Origin of the sequence: Hominisplanchenecus murintestinalis, from assembly GCF_943193015.1 — a bacterium.
Taxonomy (GTDB): domain Bacteria; phylum Bacillota; class Clostridia; order Lachnospirales; family Lachnospiraceae; genus Hominisplanchenecus_A; species Hominisplanchenecus_A murintestinalis.
In genome coordinates, this window is record NZ_CALPCM010000001.1 from 107,004 (window position 1) to 128,207 (window position 21,204).

The 21,204-nt window shown below is 44.3% G+C and carries 16 protein-coding genes; all 16 read left to right on the top strand.

Annotation, left to right across the window (positions count from 1 at the left end):
• The first annotated feature begins 3 nt into the window (after window positions 1-3).
• The 16 genes from NFR99_RS00480 to miaB all read left to right on the top strand — a co-directional run bounded on the left by NFR99_RS00480 (window position 4) and on the right by miaB (window position 21,166).
• Window positions 4-2,520 (top strand): hypothetical protein, encoded by a 2,517-nt coding sequence (locus tag NFR99_RS00480; RefSeq protein WP_251352160.1) that lies wholly within the window; start codon window positions 4-6, stop codon window positions 2,518-2,520.
• A 1-nt stretch (window position 2,521) separates the two neighbouring features.
• Window positions 2,522-3,712: a radical SAM protein gene (locus NFR99_RS00485; RefSeq protein ID WP_251352161.1), complete on the top strand. Its 1,191-nt coding sequence runs from the start codon at window positions 2,522-2,524 to the stop codon at window positions 3,710-3,712.
• Window positions 3,705-4,667: a glycosyltransferase gene (locus tag NFR99_RS00490; RefSeq protein ID WP_251352164.1), complete on the top strand. Its 963-nt coding sequence runs from the start codon at window positions 3,705-3,707 to the stop codon at window positions 4,665-4,667. Before NFR99_RS00485 ends, NFR99_RS00490 begins: the two co-directional genes overlap by 8 nt.
• Before the next feature lie 126 nt (window positions 4,668-4,793).
• Window positions 4,794-5,867, top strand: coding sequence for a radical SAM protein (locus NFR99_RS00495; protein ID WP_251352171.1), 1,074 nt, complete (start codon window positions 4,794-4,796; stop codon window positions 5,865-5,867).
• An 11-nt stretch (window positions 5,868-5,878) separates the two neighbouring features.
• Entirely contained in the window at window positions 5,879-7,690 is a 1,812-nt protein-coding gene (locus tag NFR99_RS00500) for an LTA synthase family protein (RefSeq protein WP_251352174.1), read from the top strand.
• A complete protein-coding gene (locus NFR99_RS00505) occupies window positions 7,687-8,718 on the top strand; it encodes a polysaccharide biosynthesis protein (protein ID WP_330642074.1) in 1,032 nt (343 codons plus the stop codon). Before NFR99_RS00500 ends, NFR99_RS00505 begins: the two co-directional genes overlap by 4 nt.
• 19 nt (window positions 8,719-8,737) lie before the next feature.
• The gene (locus tag NFR99_RS00510) at window positions 8,738-9,604 is read left to right on the top strand and encodes an SDR family oxidoreductase (RefSeq protein ID WP_120480990.1); all 867 of its coding nucleotides are present in this window, start codon (window positions 8,738-8,740) and stop codon (window positions 9,602-9,604) included.
• A 142-nt stretch (window positions 9,605-9,746) separates the two neighbouring features.
• Window positions 9,747-11,642 carry a phosphoenolpyruvate mutase gene (gene aepX, locus NFR99_RS00515; protein WP_251352176.1) on the top strand — a complete coding sequence of 632 codons (1,896 nt, stop codon included), beginning with the start codon at window positions 9,747-9,749 and terminating at the stop codon, window positions 11,640-11,642.
• 5 nt (window positions 11,643-11,647) lie between these two features.
• On the top strand, window positions 11,648-12,763 hold the full coding sequence (locus NFR99_RS00520) for a phosphonoacetaldehyde reductase (RefSeq protein WP_251352178.1): 1,116 nt from the start codon (window positions 11,648-11,650) through the stop codon (window positions 12,761-12,763).
• Between the two features lie 2 nt (window positions 12,764-12,765).
• On the top strand, window positions 12,766-13,911 hold the full coding sequence (gene aepY, locus NFR99_RS00525) for a phosphonopyruvate decarboxylase (protein ID WP_120480987.1): 1,146 nt from the start codon (window positions 12,766-12,768) through the stop codon (window positions 13,909-13,911).
• Window positions 13,908-14,429, top strand: coding sequence for an adenylyl-sulfate kinase (locus NFR99_RS00530; protein WP_120480986.1), 522 nt, complete (start codon window positions 13,908-13,910; stop codon window positions 14,427-14,429). The genes aepY and NFR99_RS00530 overlap by 4 nt, the downstream gene beginning before the upstream one ends.
• Window positions 14,430-14,594: 165 nt before the next feature.
• On the top strand, window positions 14,595-16,304 hold the full coding sequence (locus NFR99_RS00535; RefSeq protein WP_251352180.1) for an AAA family ATPase: 1,710 nt from the start codon (window positions 14,595-14,597) through the stop codon (window positions 16,302-16,304).
• A 48-nt stretch (window positions 16,305-16,352) separates the two neighbouring features.
• Complete coding sequence (gene wecB, locus NFR99_RS00540; protein WP_251352182.1) at window positions 16,353-17,468, top strand: non-hydrolyzing UDP-N-acetylglucosamine 2-epimerase; 1,116 nt, start codon at window positions 16,353-16,355, stop codon at window positions 17,466-17,468.
• A complete protein-coding gene (locus NFR99_RS00545) occupies window positions 17,456-18,550 on the top strand; it encodes an NAD-dependent epimerase/dehydratase family protein (RefSeq protein ID WP_135974835.1) in 1,095 nt (364 codons plus the stop codon). The genes wecB and NFR99_RS00545 overlap by 13 nt, the downstream gene beginning before the upstream one ends.
• A gap of 126 nt (window positions 18,551-18,676) precedes the next feature.
• Window positions 18,677-19,531, top strand: a complete 855-nt coding sequence (gene fliD / locus NFR99_RS00550) for a flagellar filament capping protein FliD (protein WP_135974833.1) — start codon at window positions 18,677-18,679, stop codon at window positions 19,529-19,531.
• A 189-nt stretch (window positions 19,532-19,720) separates the two neighbouring features.
• Window positions 19,721-21,166: a tRNA (N6-isopentenyl adenosine(37)-C2)-methylthiotransferase MiaB gene (gene miaB / locus NFR99_RS00555; protein ID WP_251352184.1), complete on the top strand. Its 1,446-nt coding sequence runs from the start codon at window positions 19,721-19,723 to the stop codon at window positions 21,164-21,166.
• Window positions 21,167-21,204: the final 38 nt, after the last annotated feature.

Genomic DNA, 21,204 nt, shown 5'->3' on the forward strand with positions numbered 1-21,204 from the left:
TGTATGAGAACACAAATCAGGCAGCAGTTACTGGAGATGACGGATTCTATGCTGGAAGCGGCGAAAACTCTGGACGAGCTGTACAGAAAAAAGGAATATGCACAGTTTAAAGAGCTTCTGGGTATTGTGCAGGAGGCAGCGCTTACTGTTGGAAATAAAATCGAGGAAACAGAAGGGGAAGGCACGGCAGCGGTCAGCCAGTTGGAGAACCTGTGTGAGCTTGTGTGGGGGCTTTATGAGAATGTGGAAACTGAGAATCCCCAGAAACGCATGAAGCTGATGAATAAGCAGCTGCTTCAGATACGGAACAGCATAAAATATGATATACCTGTTACGTATGAGGTCGTGTTTCTGCCGTACAAGGCGTCTATGTGGGATTCCCTGGAAAGTATATGGATGGCGGCAAAAGAAGCGCCTGACTGTAACTGCAGGGTGATTCCCATTCCGTATTTTGACAGGAAACCGGATGGAACCCCAAGGAACTGGTACGATGAAAGCGGGGAATTTCCGGGATATGTGCCAATTACGAAATATACAGAATATCATTTGGAAACGGAAAGGCCGGACATTATTTTTATTCATAATCCGTATGACGATCAGAACACAGTGACAAGTATCCATCCGGACTATTATAGCCGGAAAATACGGGAATACACATCGCTCCTGGTGTATGTGCCTTACTTTGTGGCGAATAATGATTCAGTGAATCCGCTGCAGTGTCTGACAAGCGGCGTATTGTATGCTCATAAGACAATCCTTCAGTCTGACAAACTCAGGGATGTTTTTATCAGGGGATTAAGGGAAGCCCTGGATATGAGCGAAGAGAGGTTCCGGAACAGCGGGCTGGAAGATAGATACCTGGCGTTAGGTTCTCCCAAATTAGATAAAATGATTTCAGGAATTTATGATGCTGACGGAATTCCTGAACCGTGGAAAAGGAAAATCGGTTCTCCGAAGAAGAAAGTGATTCTGTATAATTCGACAATAGTGGAATTGCTTAATTATACAGAGGGCGTGATGAAGAAGCTGGAGGACTTCATAGAGATATTTCCGCAGAGAGATGATATGGTATTGCTGTGGCGTCCGCATCCTTTGAGCATCAGTACCATAGAAAGTGTGCGTCCTCATTATGAGAAGCGGTATATGGACATTGTAGAACGGTTTCAGACGCTTCCCAATGTGATTTATGATAACAGCCAGGACAGCCAGCGGGCGCTCCTGCTGGCAGACGCATATATCGGAGATGAAACCAGTTCCATGCTGAAATCTTTTGGCGTTACCGGAAAACCAATCCTGATTACAGACTATAATAATACGCGTATGGGAACAATCAGCTGTGCAGTTCAGGAAGATATTTTATGGATGTTTCATCATAAATATAACGCGGTGTTTAAATTGCATCTGCAGACAAAACAGATAGAGTTTGCCGGGGCGCTGGAAGGCGCAGAAAGCAAAAACTATATGTTTAAGAATGCGGTGGCATATGGGCAGAAAATTTTCTTTATTCCGTATTTTTGTGATTGCATATTGGTGGTTGACACCAAAAACGGTAATATGGAAAGAGTTGTATTGGAAGAGAAAGAACTAAATAACCAGTATATTCCGATACTGCATGGAAAAAAGATATATCTGTTTCCGATTTTATTCAGCAGCCGGAGATTTGTGATTGATGCAGAAGATAATACGGTAGAAGCAGCAGAATGTCCTTTGTCAAAGGAATTAGGCTATAAAAATGAAGAGCCGGTTTTTGTTGATGGCCTGTTGTTTAAAGAACATATCTTTTTGGTATGTGATAATAAGCCGTTTCTGGCAGAATATGCGCCGGAAACGGATAGCTGGGAAGTCCATAGGTACAAAGGGACAGCGGCGTTTTATAGGATTGCGGCGGATGATGAAAATATATGGATTATGTCAAATAACCCGGTGATGCTTTTGAGATGGAACAAAGAAGAAGGATTTTCTGTAGTGTCAGAAGATTTTGCCGCGTACCATATTCTGGACGGGAGCAGTCCTGCATTTTCTGGACTTGCATGCATGGGGGATAGCGTGTGGTTTATCCCATTCCAGGCGGATCATTTTATAAAAATAGATAGAAAAACAGGAAAGCATGCGAAGGTTCCGGTTGGGACGCAGGAGCTTTTAGGGAATGGAAAGGAAGGCGGATTTTTTGGCGGCCGATGTCATGATGAAGATTATGAATATCTGTTTTCAAGAGAGAGCGATAAAATTGTGTGCATTGATAAGAATGGAAATCGGGCGGTAAGTATGGAGTTTGTTCCATTCATGGAAAATCAGCAAAAGGAGATTATGGAATCCGTGATGCAGGCTTCCGTGAATCCTGTCTATCGGGAGTCTTACTGCAGTTTGAAGGATTTTCTGGATATTGTGGCGCAGGGGAAAGATATTCACATAGATAAAAGAAAAGGTTTTTTTAGAGGAAATGTAAATTTTGCAGATGGCACGGCAGGAAAAGAAATCTGGAAGCATATGAAAGAAGAACTGGAAAGGAGAAGTTTCTAATATGAAATGGACAAAAAAGGGACATGAACTTGAAGAACAATGGGAGGCGTTAAAAGGCGGATGCTTTTATATTTATGGCGCGGGAGACTATGGAGCCAGGATGAGCAGGACTCTTTCAAAACTGGGGATAGAGTTTGCGTTTGTGGATGGAAATTATGACAAACAGCAGAACGGCTATTTAGGGAAAAAAGTAATTTCTCCGGTAGAATTAGTAGAAAGGCCCGAAAAGAAATTGATTATTTTGGCCGCAATGGAAAACACGATGCTGGAAATGCGCCGGATATTGGAAAAGCATGGGATGGAAAAGAACAGGGATTTCTGGTATATGGAAGAATTTAAACAGTCAGTGCTTCCGGTTTATGCATGGTATGCGCTGGGGAAGATTTATATGCCTAGCGTCGGTTTTTTATCAACGACCGTCTGTAATTTGAACTGTGACGGATGCCTGAACTTTACAGCTTACAATAAGAATCAGAAGAATGAGAATGTAGAGGATTTAAAAAAGACGCTTGCAGACTATTTTAAAAATGTTGATGTGGTGGATTTCTTTTCTTATACAGGGGGAGAACCGTTTCTTCATCCTGAGGCGGATGAAATCCTGGAGTATATCGGGAGCCATTACAGGAAGCAGATTGTTTCTTTGGGAATCTCAACTAACTGCACGATTGTTCCGAAAGACAGGGTATGCGAAATATGCGCCAGGTATGGATTCTGTTTTCTGATTGACGATTATTCAAAGTATGTAGAACGTTCTAAAAAGATCTTGCCTGAGATAGAAGAGAAATTGCAGAAGTATGGCGTAGAATATGCGGTAAATACAGGGGATGAAGCATATTGGATCGACTTGGAACCTCTTAAAACAGATAATTATGGAATGAGTGAAGAAGAGTTAATTGCCTATAGGGACAGGTGTGCAGTGCCATACAGGGAATTGTACCATAGCAGGTTATATGCATGTAACTATGCGAATTTTGGTATAAAAGCCGGATTGGAAACAGAAGAGTCGAACGATTCGTTTGATCTGAGCGGCGGTGAAGTAGAAGATAAAGTAGTTTTCGTGGAGTTTATTATGGGTTATACAGAAAAAGGGTATGTGAATTTCTGCAAGCACTGTGCGGGCTTTCTGCCCATCAATCCGTATAAAAAACCTGTAGGGAAACAATTGCCAAGGGGAGAAGAGAAAAATGTATAAACCCAGGATATCCGTCGTAATACCGGTATATAACGGAGAAAATTATCTGAAAGAGGCGATTGACAGCGCGCTAAACCAGACGTATGAAAACGTAGAAGTTCTTGTGGTGGATGATGGTTCAGTGGATGGAACAAGGGAAATTATGAACGCTTATGGAGATCGGATTATCGGGCTTCATAAGAAAAACGGGGGAGTGGCCACGGCGCTGAATATGGGAATTGCGCATATGTCAGGAGAGTATTTTGCATGGCTTTCCCATGACGATCTGATGAAACCGGATGCGTGTGAAATTTATGTGAGGCATCTGCAGGGCGAGGAAAAAGAGACGCTCGTATATGGAAATTACGATATTCTGGATAAAGAGGGAAGGGTGTACAATTGGACAAATTTTGAGGCGCTCTATACGCCGGAAGTCATGGAGATGTCTGTGTATCCTGTTATTTTAGGATGCGTCAATGGGTGCGCGCTTTTAGTACATAGGAGTCATTTTGAAAGAGTAGGATATTTTAATGAGGAGCTAAAGATTACGCAGGATAATGAGATGTGGTTCCGGATTTTCCGGGATTCAAAGATTAAATTCTGCGGGGAAACCGTTTCGTCCAAACGCTACCACCCACAACAGGACAGCCAGACAAAAGATATATATCCTGACGAAGATGCATTTGTCTTTGCGTGCCTGCGTCAATTAAATCTGGTGGAATGCGCCTGTTTTGGCGGAAATGTATTATCATTTTTTAGAAAAATGAAAGCGAGAGTGTCACCAGAGAAGCATCCGCTGACAACGAAATTCTGTGGGGAAATGATTTGTAAAGCGCAAAATGGAAGTTTGTATAGCGAGTTGACAGCAGAAGAACTGACTAAAATGCTTATGGCTGCTGAACAGAAAAACGATGTATTAGAGAAAGAGAATATAAGGCTCCAGGGGAAGGTAAGAGAGTTATATATGAAATTTTAAATGGGGCATAAGATTATCGCAGGAGGAAAGCAGCATGAAATGGAAAAACAGAGGGCATGAACTGGAAGCGCTGGGCGAGAAGTTTCGCATCCACACTTGGAAAAAATTTATATATATGGCGCCGGGATGATTGGGGAAGAAGTGTACGATAAAATAAAGTTTTTGGATATTCCCATTGAGTTTGCAGATTCTTCTCCACAAAAACAGAACGAGGGGTTTAAAGGTGTTTCCGTAGTTTCGCCAAAGAAAATCTTCCATGAAGGTTCTGTGATTGTTGTGGCGGCGTCAAAATATAACACGGAAACTATTATTAAAAATATAACATGCAGCAGCGGTGGGGAATATAGAGAAGGCGTAAACGTATTTACGGCGTCAGGTTTTTTGGCGCTTCCGCTTCACCTATATACCAGTTATGTAGAGAAGAAACTGTATTTTGAGGATATTACGATATTGGTGACTGAAAAATGTACCTTGAAATGCCGTGACTGCGCGCCATGTTATCCGTATTTGAAAAATGCGCGGCACCGTTCCTTTGAGGAAGTAAAAGAGGATATAGATTTGCTTTTCTCGAAAGCTGATTATATATGGGATTTGATTTTTACAGGAGGAGAACCGTTTTTAAATAAAGAGTTTGGCAGAATGCTGGAGTATGTTATGGAGCATTATGCTTCACAATATCATCATATACAGATTATTTCAAATGCTACCATTATTCCGTCGGATGATATTTGTGAAACACTGAAAAGTACGGGGGGGTATATATCTATTAGTGATTATACTTGTGTAAATGACAGATTGAAAAATAAACTCTCCCGGTTTACGGAGAAAATGGATACCTATGGCATCCGTTATGAAATCCCACAGGTAGATTCCTGGTGCGATTTTGGGTTTCGTGCGAAAGACCATCCGGAAAAGAGCAGTGAAGAGCTTATTGATATGTTTGACGCATGCCGCAGTACCTGCCGGGCATTCCATGAGGGGAAATTTATTTTCTGCGTACCTGCGATGTATGCGTCCAGGGCAGTATATGAAAATGAGCCGGTTGATACAGACTGCTGCTTTGAAAGCGGAGATAAAAATGAAATCATGGAGTGGAACCTGGGATATTCAGAAAAAGGATACCTGAATATGTGTGCAAAATGTTTCGGATATCTAACGATTAACCAACATAGAGTAGAGCCTGGGGTACAGCTTCAATAAGGTGGAAGATGATGATAGATATAGAGCAGGAAATACAGGATTTATCTATAAAATATGGGTTTGCAGAGCATTATAATTCTTTTATGGAAATTTTGGGAGAATTATTGAGGGAGCGGACGGAGGGGAAACGTGTCGTTATGAGAGGTGCGGGAGCTTATGCGAAAAGAATGCTTTCGGAACTCTATCCTGTGCTGAACCCTCAATGTATCGTGGATATGAATCCGGCGGAGGAGTCACTTGAGATTCCCGAGGCAGCAGCAAGGATTCCTGTCCGTGATATGTCCTACTTGAATGAGGACATGGAAGTGGCAGTGATTGGCTCGTATGAACTTCGGGATGAATTGAAAAAGGGGCTTCCCGAAAAAATAGAGGTTGTGGACGTCAATGATTTGCTGGAGAAATACGGAGTTTATCTGAATTCTGCATATTATTATTGGGCTGAAAATCCTTATCTTGGTTCAATAATCCTGAATAACAGATATAAAATGGAAGAAGCACCGGAAAAACGCGCGCAAATACTGAAAAAAATTATAAGTCTCCATATAAATAATAGAGATATGTTTATGTTGAAAAAATGTATCCGGGAATATACAGACCGGCAATTCTCCGGCTGGGAGCAGATTGCCAGTCTGGGAAGAGAACTGGACGCCCTGCTTATAAAGATAAAGAATGAATTGGAGCGGCGGAAAGAGCGTGATATTATCTGGTTCTGGCAGGATGCGCTGAATCAGGAATGGGTAGAATATATGCCCTATACGAAAGGCTGCAGGAAGAAAGGAATACGTTTTGAGAATACATATTCCTCTTCTGTCTGGACAAGGTGTATGTATTCTCTGATTTTTGATAAAGAATATGAGATTGATGATTGCAGTTACAAGGATAAAGGCAGGGAGAGCCATATACTGATAGATTATTTGCAGGATAAAGGGTATGTTTGCATTAGAGTCGGTAATGGCGGGCATCTTGAAACAAAAAGCCTGAATGCATTTAATTTTAAAAAAGAAAAGATATCTTCGTTTGAGACGGCCACAAGCAAACTAAACTGGAATGCTTTACGGGTCATACTGAATTCGGAAAAACCAGCGTTTCTTTTGATTCACTCTGTATTAGAGGCTCATGAGCCGATATGCAGTCCGGATTTAGAGGAGTTCGATTCAAGCCTGGCATCTTTTACCTCCAGATTTTGTCCGGAAAAGCGAAGAAAACTTCTGGAAAATCTTAAAGTAACATGCAGATATTTAGACCGGCAAAATCAATGGATGGGAGAAATGCTTGGCAGACATGCAGTGAAGATATTTATGAGCGATCATGGTTCTATTATGACAAAAGAATCAAGACGCTGGAATAAAGATGCGAATTATTTTAACTTTATTGCATGGGGAGGGAAAATTCCTGTAAAATGTGAGAAAAGACTTTTCAGTTTGTATAATTTCCTGGAATTTATGAAATATGTTGTCGAAGAGAATGAGTGTCTATATGAGGATGTACTCTGTGATTATATTAAGCTGCAATCCGTAGATGTTTACAATAAAGTTACGATAGAGAATTTTATAAAAGCTGGTTTTGGGGAATATCTGCAGTCGTTCCGGGGAGCGGTAACAGAACAGGATAGATATGTATTGCTCAAAAGCGGTAAAGAAATCTATCATATATTTCCGGATGATTTTTCAAATCATATAAGTGAACAGAAGTATCAGGATAGGATTCAGGAACTGCGGGAAAAAGCAGGGGATTTCTTTATTGAAGATTATGCGGAACCTAAGTTTGAGAATGTACGGTTGATATATGAAAATTTAAATCAGGGAAAGGAAGAGTCGCTATGATGAAACAAGAGGATATTTTTGCAGGAAAGACATTGCTGATTACGGGAGGAACGGGTTCTTTTGGAAATGCGGTATTAAAACGTTTTTTGAATACAGAAATCAAAGAGATTCGCATTTTTTCCCGCGATGAAAAGAAACAGGATGATATGCGCAGATTTTATAACAACAGCAAGATTAAATATTATATTGGCGATGTGCGCCAGCTTCGGAGCGTACAGGAGGCGATGCGGGGCGTGGATTATGTGTTCCATGCTGCGGCGTTAAAACAAGTTCCTTCCTGTGAGTTTTTCCCGATGGAAGCGGTCAAGACAAATATCATGGGAACGGATAATGTACTTACCGCAGCGATTGCAGAAGGGGTAAAAAAGGTGGTCTGCCTGTCTACAGATAAAGCAGCCTATCCGATTAATGCTATGGGTATCAGCAAGGCCATGATGGAAAGGGTGTTTGTGGCAAAATCAAGGACAACGGATAAGACTGTAATCTGCGGGACACGGTATGGGAATGTGATGTGTTCCAGAGGATCAGTCATCCCTCTGTTTATTGAACAGCTGAAAGCCGGGAAGCCTTTGACGATTACAGAGCCGAATATGACCAGGTTCCTGATGAGCCTGGAGGAAGCGGTAGACCTGGTGCTTTTCGCGTTTAAGAACGGACAGGCAGGCGACATCATGGTGCAGAAGGCTCCGGCGTGCACGATTGATACGCTGGCGCACGCCGTTTCGGATATTTTTGCAGAAGGGCAGGCAGATATCCATTATATCGGAATTCGTCATGGCGAGAAGATGTATGAGACGCTGCTGACGCGGGAAGAGTATATCCATGCGGAGGATATGGGGCAGTTTTTCCGGGTGCCTGCGGATAACAGGGAGCTGAACTACGAGCAGTATTTTGAGAAGGGTAAAGTAGATGTGCGGGAACTGAAGGAATTTAATTCCAGCAATACGCAGATTCTGGACAGGGATCAGGTAAAAGAACGCCTTCTGGAGCTGCAGTATGTACAAGGAGAGTTGGAGACAGCAAAATAGCCCGGGAGGAGAAAAGCAGATGAAAGTTATCATATTTGGGGTAAATGGCATGGCGGGGCATATGGCCGCTCTGTATCTGGCTGAACGCGGGCATCAGGTAACGGGATTTGCAAGGCGTCTCCAAAATCTTGGCGAAGGCATCGTCTGTATAGAGGGAGATGCTTTGAATCAGGATTCGGTTAGGAGTGTATTGGCAGAAGGAACGTATGATGCGGCGGTCAATTGTATCGGAATCCTGAATAGGGCTGTGGATGCTAAGTTGTCAGAAGGGATTTATTTAAATAGTGTATTTCCGCATTTCCTGGCGGAATGTGCAGAGGATGCGGGCGCCAGGGTAATACATATCAGTACGGACTGTGTATTCAGCGGAAGTAAAGGGCAGTATACGGAGAAAAGTACACCGGATGCGGAGTCCTACTATGGAAGGTCAAAGGCGTTGGGAGAGTTGACAGACGACAGGAATCTGACGCTTCGTACATCTATTGTCGGGCCGGAGTTGAAAGCGGACGGAATTGGGCTGTTTCACTGGTTTATGGGGCAGGATGGGGAGATTGACGGCTTTACGAAGGCAATCTGGTCCGGTGTGACAACGCTGGAACTGGCAAAGTCCATAGAAGCTGCTATGCGCCAGAACCTGACGGGGCTTTATCATCTGGTGAATAACGAGGAGATTTCGAAGTATGATCTGCTGCGCCTGTTTAACGAATATTCGAACCGGAATAGAACTGTGATTCATGCGAAGGATACTTTCGTGAATAATAAGTCGCTGCTGGATACGAGACGGGAATTGGATCATATCGTTCCGTCTTACAGGATTATGGTTCAGGAACAGGCGGAATGGATGGAAAACCATAGAGATTTCTATAGATGCTACTTGGAGAAATAAAGGCAGAAAGAGGAAAGTATGAAAGCACTTATTTTAAACTCGGGCATGGGAAGCAGGATGGGAGCGGCAGCTTCCGGGTATCCAAAGTGCATGACGGATATACCCGGGGGGGGGGTATACCGTTCTGAGCCGGCAGTTAAAAATGCTGGAAGAGGCGGGAGTCTGCGAGATTATTATAACGACAGGCTTGTTTGATGATGTTCTGGTTGATTATTGCCAGAGTTTGGAGCTGCAGGCAGATATTACATTTGTAAAAAATGAAGCGTATCAGGATACGAATTATATTTATTCTATTTATTGCGCAAGAGAATATCTGGATGATGATATCCTGCTGATGCATGGGGATTTGGTCTTTGAAGAACAAGTGCTCCGGCAAGTGCTTGCAAGTGAAAAGAGCTGTATGGCTGTCAGCCGTATGCATTCTTTACCGGATAAGGACTTTAAAGCGGTCATTGAAGACGGCAGGATTACAAAGATAGGAGTGGAATTTTTTGACAGGGCAGCCGCAGCATGGCCTTTGTATATGTTAAAGAAACGTGATTGGGATGTCTGGCTGGAGCAGATAGTTTTTTGCTGTGAACGGGGCGATGTGAAGTGCTACGCAGAAAAGGCTTTTAACGAAATATCGGATGCATGTTCCGTTTTCCCTATGGATATAGGGAAACTGCTGTGCAGCGAAATTGATACGCCGGAAGATTTGGAAGCTTTGTCTATGCAAATGGGGGAGCTGGAAAACAGGCTGGTCTATATGTGTTTTTCTACAGATATGCTTCACAGCGGGCACGTTGCCATTATAAAGAAGGCAAAGAGACTGGGAAAACTAATGATTGGCGTTTTGTCGGACGAAGCAGTGGCAAGTTATAAAAGGTTTCCGCTTTTACCGTTTTCAGAGCGGAAAGTTATGTTTGAGAATATTGCCGGAGTCTATCAGGTAGTCGAGCAGAAATCGCTTAGCTACAGAGAGAATCTGGAGAGGTATATGCCGTCTTTTGTGGTTCACGGAGATGACTGGCGCAGTGGATTCCAGAAGCCGGTGCGTGATGAAGTGGCCAAGGTTCTGGATTCTTATGGGGGAATGCTGGTGGAATTTCCCTATTCGGATGATGAGAAGTACCGGATACTTGAAAAACGTGCCAGGTCAGAGCTTTCTTTGCCGGATATGCGCCGTGCCCGTTTGCGGAAAACCATCGAAATGAAGGGAACAGTAACTGCAATAGAGGCGCACAGCGGGCTTACCGGGCTGATTGCAGAAAAGACAGTGGTTTATCAGAATGGGGAGGCGCGCCAGTTTGACGCTATGTGGGTGAGTTCCCTGTGTGATTCTACAGCAAAAGGGAAACCGGACATTGAGCTGGTGGATATGACTTCCCGTTTCCGTACGATAGATGATATTATGGAGGTCACGACAAAACCGGTTATTTTCGACGGAGATACGGGGGGACTGCCGGAACATTTTGTGTATACGGTGAAAACATTGGAGCGCATAGGAGTTTCTATGGTGATTGTAGAAGATAAGATTGGGCTTAAAAAGAACTCTCTGTTTGGGAACGAGGTCTGCCAGACGCAGGATTCGATTGCAAAGTTCAGCGAGAAGATAGCTGCCGGAAAGAAAGCGCAGAAAACAAGGGACTTTATGATTTGCGCACGCATAGAGAGCCTGATTCTTGAAAAGGGAATGGAGGATGCGCTGGAGCGGGCGTTTGCGTTTGTGAACGCAGGTGCGGATGCGGTTATGATTCACAGCCGGAAACGAGAGCCGGATGAGATTTTTGAATTTGTAGAAAAGTTCCGGCAGGAGGATAAGAATACGGTGCTGGTGGTCGTGCCTACTACATTTAACAAAGTCACCGAAGAAGAATTTAAAGCCCGGGGCGTAAATATAGTAATCTACGCCAACCAGCTCATAAGAGCCGGAGTCCCGGCTATGCAGAATGCCGCAAAAATGATTTTGGAAAATCACAGAGCAAAAGAATGTGATGATATGTGCATGTCAATTAAAGATATCATTACGCTGATTCCGGAAGAAGAGCAGGTATAAGAGGTATGGCGAAACAAAGATTTATGGTTGGAAATGGGGATTATCAAGAACTGGAAACGTATTTTGTGGAGCGCAGGCCGGAAAGCATTTTTTTGGTTTGCGGAAATTCTGTGTCAAAACTTGAGATTGGAAGATATTTTAAGGAACTGGGGGAGCGGCTGGGGGTGAGAATCGTACATTTTTCAGACTTCCAGCCCAATCCATTATATGAATCCGTCGTTAAAGGAACGGATATTTTTCTCAGAGAGTCCTGTGATATGATTGCTGCCATAGGAGGCGGAAGCGCTATGGATGTGGCGAAGTGTATTAAACTGTATGCGGGCAGGGAAGAGCCGGAGAAATATTTGCATATGGAATTTCTTGCAGTTCCGACTACGGCGGGTACAGGGAGCGAAGCGACACGCTTTGCAGTTATATATAAAGACGGGGAAAAGCAGTCGGTGACAGATGAAAACTGCATTCCAACAGCGGTATATATGGACGCTATGCTGCTTGAGACATTGCCTGTATATCAGAAAAAATCCGCCATGATGGACGCGCTGTGCCATGCGGTGGAAGCATATTGGTCGGTTCATTCTACAGAAGAAAGCAGAAAAAATTCTGAAAAAGCGATACGGATAATCCTGAAAAATCAGAGAGCATATATAGACGGAGAATATGCAGCGGGCGTCGAGATGCTGAAAGCCGCCAACCTTGCAGGAAAGGCTATTAATATTGCACAGACGACTGCAGGCCATGCGATGTGCTACAAACTTACGGGCTTGTATGGGCTTGCACATGGTCATGCTGCGGCGCTGTGCGTGGCGAAGTTATGGCCGTATATGCTGGAACACACAAGCCAATGTACGGATTTCAGAGGGATAGAGTATCTGAATACGGTGTTCCGGGGATTGGCGGAAGCTATGGGAGCAGAAGATGAAAAGTCAGCGGCAGGACAGTTTCAGGAACTGCTGGATGATTTGGGCTTGGAAGCACCTGTACCGGAGCGGGAAGAAGATTTTGAATTATTGAGGAAAACGGTGAATTCCGGTCGATTGAAGAATCATCCGGTTTGTCTAAAAGAGCATGATATTGACAGGCTGTATCATGAAATTTTGTCAGAAAAGCAGAAGGAGGAATAGGCATGAAAGCAGAAGATTTCGTTAGCATGATTGGTTCCGGCTTTTATACGGGGGTTCCTGATTCACAGCTTAAAGCGCTGTGCAATTACCTGGAGGCCGACTGCCGCAAGGGTTCCCGGCGCCATATTATTGCGGCAAATGAAGGAAACTGTACGGCGCTGGCGGCGGGCTATCATCTGGCGACGGGAAAAGTTCCTGTAGTTTACATGCAAAACAGCGGGGAAGGGAATGCAATCAACCCTGTTGCTTCACTGCTCAACGATAAAGTGTATGGTATTCCGTGCATATTTGTTATTGGCTGGCGGGGGGAACCGGGGGTTCATGACGAACCACAGCACAGATACCAGGGAGAAGTGACTTTAAAACTTCTTGAAGATATGGACATTTCCTATTTTGTAGTCAGTCGTGAAACAGATAGCGCAGAACTGGAAATAGTTATGGAAAAGTTCAGGAAAGCGCTGAGCTGCGGGAAGCAGGCTGCTTTCGTAGTCAAGAAAGATGCGCTGACTTATGACGGAAAGGTCATGTATAAGAACGACAATCAGATGACTCGTGAACAAATTATCCGGTATGTGACAGAAACAGCAGGGGAAGAACCTGTTATATCTACGACAGGTAAAGCAAGCCGGGAGCTATTTGAGATTCGTGAGCAGAAGAACCAGAGCCATAAATATGATTTTTTGACGGTAGGTTCTATGGGGCATTGTTCTTCTATTGTCATGGGCGCAGCCATAAGCCGTCCGGAACTCCGTTTCTGGTGTATTGACGGGGACGGGGCCGTTTTGATGCATATGGGCGCTCTGGCAGTTATCGGAGAAGCGGCGCCTTCCAATCTGGTACATGTAGTAATTAATAATGGAGCGCATGAGACAGTAGGGGGAATGCCGACGGCGGCGCGGAAGATCCGTTTATCTGAAGTTGCGAGAGCTTGCGGTTATCCGTACGCTGTGTGTGTGGATAGCGAGGAAGAGCTTAAATTGGAGCTGGCAAAAGCAAAAGAGCACAGAGGGCTGCGGATGATTGAAGTTCTATGTGCGATCGGCGCGCGAGAGGATTTGGGCAGGCCGACGGTATCGGCACAGGAAAATAAAAATAATTTTATGAGCTTTTTGGAGAGCTGTAAGACACAGCGGGAGGAGACGGCATGAAGGTATTTACATTGTGCTTTACAGGAATCAGCGGAAGCGGCAAAACGACTTTGGCAAATGGAGTAGGGGAATATCTGAAAAGATGTGAGATACCCGTTCAGGTCATTGATGGCGATATCCTGCGGGGAGAACTGGGAAATCTGTTTGGTTATACAAGAGAGGAACGGATGAAGCAGAATCGAATTGTCCGGGTACTGGCAGGATATTTGAATAGAAATGATATTTCTACCATTGTCGCGGTAGTTGCGCCATTCGAAGATATGCGCCGGCAGATGAGGGAGGTTTTGGGTGAAGGCTATATACAGGTATATTTGGACTGCCCGGTAGAAGAGTGTGCAAAAAGAGATGTAAAAGGTTATTATAAAAAGAAAGAAAAAATGGAAAACTTCAGCGGTGTAAGCGATACCTTTGAAATTCCGGAAAACTCAGAATTGGTGATTGATACGGTTCACCTGACAGTGGAGGAATCTGTAGAAAAGATTGTGGGATATTTAAAAAAGCGGGGATATTGCCCGTAAAATTCAGAACAGTAAGGTCATTCTCTTTTTTAAAAAAGGGATGACTTTTCTTTTAGACAGTGTTATAGTATACATAAGCATTTTGAATCGAAACAGAGTCTTTTTGTGACATGCGTTAAGAACAGAACGTTTTCTGCAAAACGGAATGGCGAAAGGGAGAGAGCCGTGGGAAGAACAGTGGCAATCGGACATCAGGATTTTGAAACAGTACGAAAAGAAAATTACTTTTATGTGGACAAAACGGAGTTCATTAAAGAATGGTGGGAAAACGGGGACAGCGTAACGCTGCTTACCCGCCCAAGGCGTTTTGGAAAGACGCTGAATATGAGTATGCTGGAGAAGTTCTTTTCCGTGGACTATGCTGGAAGAGGAGATTTATTTGAGGGATTGTCTATATGGCAGGAGGAGAAGTACCGGAAGCTGCAGGGGACATATCCCGTTATTTTCTTTAGCTTTGCAGATATAAAAGAGACATCTTTTGAGCAGACGCGGAAAAAAATCTGCCGGATTATTAAAAGTCTTTACAACAGATTTGACTTCCTGCTGGAAGGGAATAGCCTGAATGAAAGTGAGAAAGAAGATTTCAGGCATATCTCTGTAGATATGGAGGACAATGAAGCGACTTATACATTGAAAGCATTGTCGGGTTATCTCCATAATTATTATGGAAAAAAGGTAATTCTTTTGCTGGACGAATATGATACGCCCATGCAGGAAGCTTATGTAAATGGATATTGGGATGAGCTGATATCTTTTATGAGAGGCTTTTTTAATGCAACGTTCAAGACGAACCCGTATCTGGAAGGCGCTGTAATGACGGGCATTACCAGGGTCAGCAAGGAGTCTGTCTTTTCGGATTTGAATAACCTGGAGGTGGTAACGACGACTTCGGAGAAGTATGGGGATAGTTTCGGGTTTACGGAAGAGGAAGTCTTTGCATCCCTGGATGAATTCGGACTATCTGAGAAAAGGCAGGAAGTGAAAAACTGGTATGACGGCTTTACGTTTGGGAGCTGTAAGGATATCTATAATCCGTGGTCGATTTTGAATTACCTTGATAAGAAGAAAATCGCCGCTTACTGGGCGAATACCAGCTCGAACAGCCTGGTGGGGAAGCTGCTGCGTGAGGGGAATAAAAATGTAAAGCTGGAGTTCGAACGGCTGCTGCAGGGAGGGATTCTGAAAACGCAGATAGAGGAACAGATTGTTTACAATCATTTGACAGGAAGGGAAAGCGCCATCTGGAGCCTGCTGCTAGCCGGCGGTTATCTGAAAGTAGTGAAAACGGAATTTTTGGAGCGTACGGGAAGGTTTTCTTATTACCTGGCAATTACCAACAGGGAAGTGCGCGTTATGTTTGAAACGATGGTCCAGGACTGGTTTACGGAGTATGGGGACAGCTATAATGATTTCATTAAGGCGCTGCTGTTGGATGATGTGGATGCGATGAATGAATATATAAATAGAGTAGCGCTGGAAACGTTCAGCTCTTTTGACACCGGGAAAAATCCGTCTTTCCAGGAGCCGGAGCGCTTTTACCACGGTTTTGTACTGGGGTTGATGGTGGAACTGTCCGACAGATATGTGCTGACGTCGAATCGGGAAAGCGGTTTCGGACGGTATGATGTGATGTTGGAGCCGCTTTATCAGGATGATGATGCATTTATTCTGGAATTCAAGGTACATCAGCCCGCGAAAGAAGCAGGGCTGCAAGATACTGTGAATGCGGCGCTGCTGCAGATTGAACAGAAGAGATATGAAGCTGCGCTTACAGCGAAAGGCATTCCCGAGGAGCGTATGCGCAAATATGGATTTGCATTCCAGGGAAAACAAGTGCTGATCGGTTCGGCAAAAAACAGAACCTGGATCGGATAGGAAAAGAGACAATGTATTCATTGTTGAGAATAAAAGGAGGAGAAGAGCATGAAGAAACTAAAAGTAATGACAATTGTCGGCACAAGGCCGGAGCTTATCCGCCTGTCTGAGATTATAAAAAAGGCGGATAAATATTTTGAGCATGTGTTTGTACACACAGGACAGAATTATGACGACAGGCTGAATGAGATTTTTTATGAGGATTTGGGAATTCGGAAACCGGATTTTTACCTGGGAGTCGTAGGAGAACATCTGGGGGAAACGCTGGGAAATATCATAGCGAAATCTTATGAGGTGATGCGGAAAGAAAAACCGGACGCACTGCTTATCTTGGGGGATACGAACTCGGCGCTTACGGCGATTTCAGCTAAGAGGCTTAAGATACCCATTTTCCATATGGAAGCGGGAAACAGGTGCTTTGATGAAAATCTTCCGGAAGAAACCAACAGGAGGATTGTTGACCATATTTCAGATGTTAACCTTCCTTATACGGAACACGCCAGGAGGCATCTGATTGCCGAGGGTGTAAAGAAGGAGCATGTGTATGTGACAGGCTCACCTATGAAGGAGATTATCTGCGCCCATGAGAGCGAGATTGAAGGCAGCAGGATTTTGGAGCAGCTCCGGATGAAGAAAGGGAAGTACATTGTCCTGTCCGCGCACAGGGAAGAAAATATGGACAATGAGCAGCACTTTATGAGCCTGATGAGCGCAGTGAACAGCCTTGCGGAAAAGTATCAGATGCCTGTGATTTATTCAGTGCATCCCAGAAGTGCGAATATCATGTCGAAGAACCATTTTGAATTTCATCCTCTGGTAAAAAAGATGCCGCCTTTCAGTTTTACGGATTACAGCAAATTGATGCGAAATGCTTTCTGTGTTGTGTCAGACAGTGGGACAATGCCGGAGGAAGCTGCGGTGAGCCGTTTTCCGGCAGTATGCATCCGAACCTCGACAGAAAGGCCGGAGGCTTTAGATAAAGGGTGTTTTGTGATAGGAGGCATCAAGGAAGAGTCTATCTTGCAGGCGGTAGAGATTGCGGTGGATATGGAGCCGTGTGAGACTGAAGTGCCGGATTATGCAGACGATAATGTATCAATGAAAGTGATTAAAATCATACAGAGCTATACAAGGATTATTGATGATAAAGTATGGAGAAAGTGAGAAGTAAATTGAGCGGTGTAGAAAAGGAAAACGTCTGGGGACTTTATGAAAGAGAGCTGCAGTATCTGGCGGGACAGGAATTTATCAGGGAGAAGCTGCAGGGCAGGACAGTGATGGTTTCAGGAGCTACGGGAATGATCGGAAAATGCCTGATTGATTTTTTGATGCTTTTGAATAAGACGCTTGAGAAGCCGGTGGATATTATTGCGTTGAGCAGGAATCCGCACAGGGCAGAAGAACGCTTTGCGGAATATTGGAAAGAAGAATGCTTTGGTTATGCGGCTTGTGATGTAAACGATGGGATTCCGGAATGCGGCGCAGTGGATTACGTCATCCATGCGGCAAGCAATACACATCCGCTGCAGTATTCGGAAGATTCGATCGGGACGATTGTTTCGAATGTTATCGGTACGAAAAATCTGCTGGATTATGCGGTTTCCCATCATGCGAGGCAGTTCTGTTTTGTCTCATCCGTGGAAATTTATGGGGAAAACAGGGGCGATACGGATAAATTTTCGGAGGGTTATCTGGGCTATCTGGACTGCAATACGCTTCGGGCAGGTTATCCGGAGAGTAAACGGCTGGGTGAGACACTGTGCAATGCTTATTGTCATACACATGGGCTGGCATTTACGATACCGAGGCTCAGCCGCGTTTACGGACCTACGATGTTGTCCTCTGATTCAAAAGCAATTTCCCAGTTTATCAGGAAGGCGGCGGACGGAGAAGATATTATACTAAAGAGTGAAGGAACACAAAAATACTCTTATACATTTGTGACGGATACCATTTCAGCGGTTTTGTATACGATGCTTTTGGGACAGACGGGAAAAGCGTATAATGTGGCGGATGAGGATTCTGATATTATGCTGAAAGATTTGGCGGGCTGTCTGGCGCGGATTGCCGGCACGGAGGTGGTTTTCCGGATTCCGGATGAAAAGGAGAAACTGGGCTATTCTACGGCAACCAGGGCGATGTTGGACGCATCCATGCTGAGAGAGCTGGGCTGGGTTCCGAGAGTGCATATTTCCGAGGGTTTGGAGTGTACGGTGGGGACAGTTCGCATGCAGAAAGATTTATGAGGCAACTGACGGATAAAGATTTGTCCCGGTGAATTTTTCTATCAGCTTATTATTCTGGTAAAAACTGCCGATATATTCTATGTAATATGAAATTAGGTATTGCTATACCAGAAAGGAGATGTTTTTATGGGTATCAGTGGAGTATCAAGCAGCAGGGCTTATGATTATCAAAGCACACTCATCAATAATTCCAGTACGTACAAAACTGCCTCCTATCAGGCGAAGGAAACAGTGAAGAATCTTTCTTCCGGCAGTTCTGCAAACAAGACAACAAGCAGTGCCAGCAGCACAACAACATTCCTGATGGGATATCGGTCAACGTTGGAAGATATGGAAGCAGCGGCTTCAAAACTGCAGGTTGGCAGTGCGGACAGCGTTTTTTCCAGGTATGAGGCAGTTCGTGCAGATGCAGAAGAAGCGTTGGAGTCAGGCGATAACGCGGCTTATGAGAAAGCAACAGCGGCAATGGAAAAGGAAAAGAGCAATATCATTTCCTCAGTAAAGGATTTTGTAAATCAGTACAATGAGACAAAATCTTATCTGTCAAGCAATTCTAACCGTAGTTCGACTGTAGCTTCTCATCTGGCAGCTTTTGAGCGGGCAGTGCCGTCAGAAAAGACCCTGAAAGCTATGGGGATCAGTATCGACAAGTACGGAAAGATGCAGCTGGATGAGAAGAAACTTACGGAATCCTTAGACAAGGATTATGAGGAGACAAAGAATCTTTTAGGCGGTCAGTATGGATTGGCTGAGCGTGTCGGCACAAAGGCAACGGCTATCCTTGACACACCGGTCGATAAGATTGCAGGTGTTTCCGGAAGCTCTGGCACTGGAAAGGGAAATGCAAGTTCTTCAGGAGCAGTTTCATCCAATTCGACGATGTCAGAGTCTTTCCTGGATTTTGCAAGGTTTGCAAGAAGTGGTGCGTACAACCTTGGCAATTATTATGCGGTAGGGACAATGCTGAATTTATTAGTATAAGGTAACAGGAAGCCGAAGGCTGAACTGTTATAGTTTAAACGCAGATAGTTATACGGGCGGTGGAAAGCAGAAGCTCCATCGCCCTCTTTTTGCGCTTGCTTTTTGGGAATTGCTTTTCTATCAGCAAAGTGTTACAATGGGGGCGGTTCTTAAAAGTATTCGTATGACAGAAAGGAAAAGGCCGGGAAAATGTATAATGAGATAAATTTAGATAAGATAGATTTAAGGCAGGAACCGCCGTTGGAGGAACCCGCCAGGCAATATTATTTTATGGCGGAATGCCGTCAGTATACGAAGCGTTTTTTTGAGGAAAACGGACGGCTGCCTTCTGCCAGTGTACATACCTTCGGGTGTCAGATGAATGCCCGGGACAGTGAGAAGCTTATCGGTATTTTGGAGAAAATTGGATATGAGATGACAGAAGATGAGCATGCGGAGCTTGTTCTCTACAATACCTGCACGGTCAGGGATAATGCAAACCAAAAGGTATACGGGCGGCTGGGATTTCTGAATACCATTAAGAAAAAAAATCCCCATATGAAAATCGCCCTGTGCGGCTGCATGATGCAGGAACTGTCTGTGGTGGAGAAGCTGCAAAAGAGTTATCGGTTCGTGGATTTGGTTTTCGGCACCCATAACATATATAAATTTGCGGAGCTGCTGGCATCCAGTCTGGAATCAGACAGGATGATTATTGATATCTGGAAAGAGACGGATAAGATTGTTGAGGAACTTCCGGCTGACAGGAAATTTTTCTTTAAATCCGGGGTGAATATTATGTACGGCTGTAACAATTTCTGCAGCTACTGTATCGTTCCGTATGTGAGGGGGAGGGAACGCAGCAGGAAACCGGAAGATATCCTGCAGGAAATCCGGCGGCTTGTGCAGGACGGAGTGGTAGAGGTCATGCTCCTTGGGCAGAATGTGAATTCTTATGGAAAAAATCTGGAGCATCCCATAAGCTTTGCAGAGCTTTTGCAGGAAGTAGAAAAGATAGAGGGATTAGAGCGCATCCGCTTTATGACTTCTCATCCGAAGGATCTTTCAGACGAGTTGATTGAAGTTATGAAAAACTCCGAAAAGATATGCCGCCATATGCATCTTCCGCTCCAGTCGGGAAGCAGCCGTCTGTTAAAGATTATGAATCGTCGATACACGAAGGAACAGTACTTGGCTTTAGTTGAAAAACTGCGGAATGCAATCCCCGACATTTCTTTGACGACGGATATTATTGTAGGATTTCCGGGGGAGACAGAAGAGGACTTTCGGGAGACGCTGGATGTTGTGCGGAAAGTACGATATGACAGCGCGTTTACTTTTATTTATTCGAAACGGACGGGCACTCCGGCAGCGGTCATGGAGAATCAGGTGCCTGAGGATGTGGTAAAAGAGCGGTTTGACACGCTGCTGCAGAAGGTACAGGAGATTTCGAAGAGAACCAGCAGCCGTTTTGAAGGGCAGACGATGCCGGTGCTGGTGGAGCAGGTAAACGAGCAGGACAGCCGTTTGCTGACAGGGAGGCTTAGCAATAACCTGCTGGTACATTTTCCGGGAACGGAAAATCTCATCGGGAAGATTATAGATGTAAAACTGGAAGAAAGCAAAGGGTTTTATTATATGGGGAGCTATAAATAATATACGGTTTAGAGGAAAGATGACGCGGCAAGTGCATC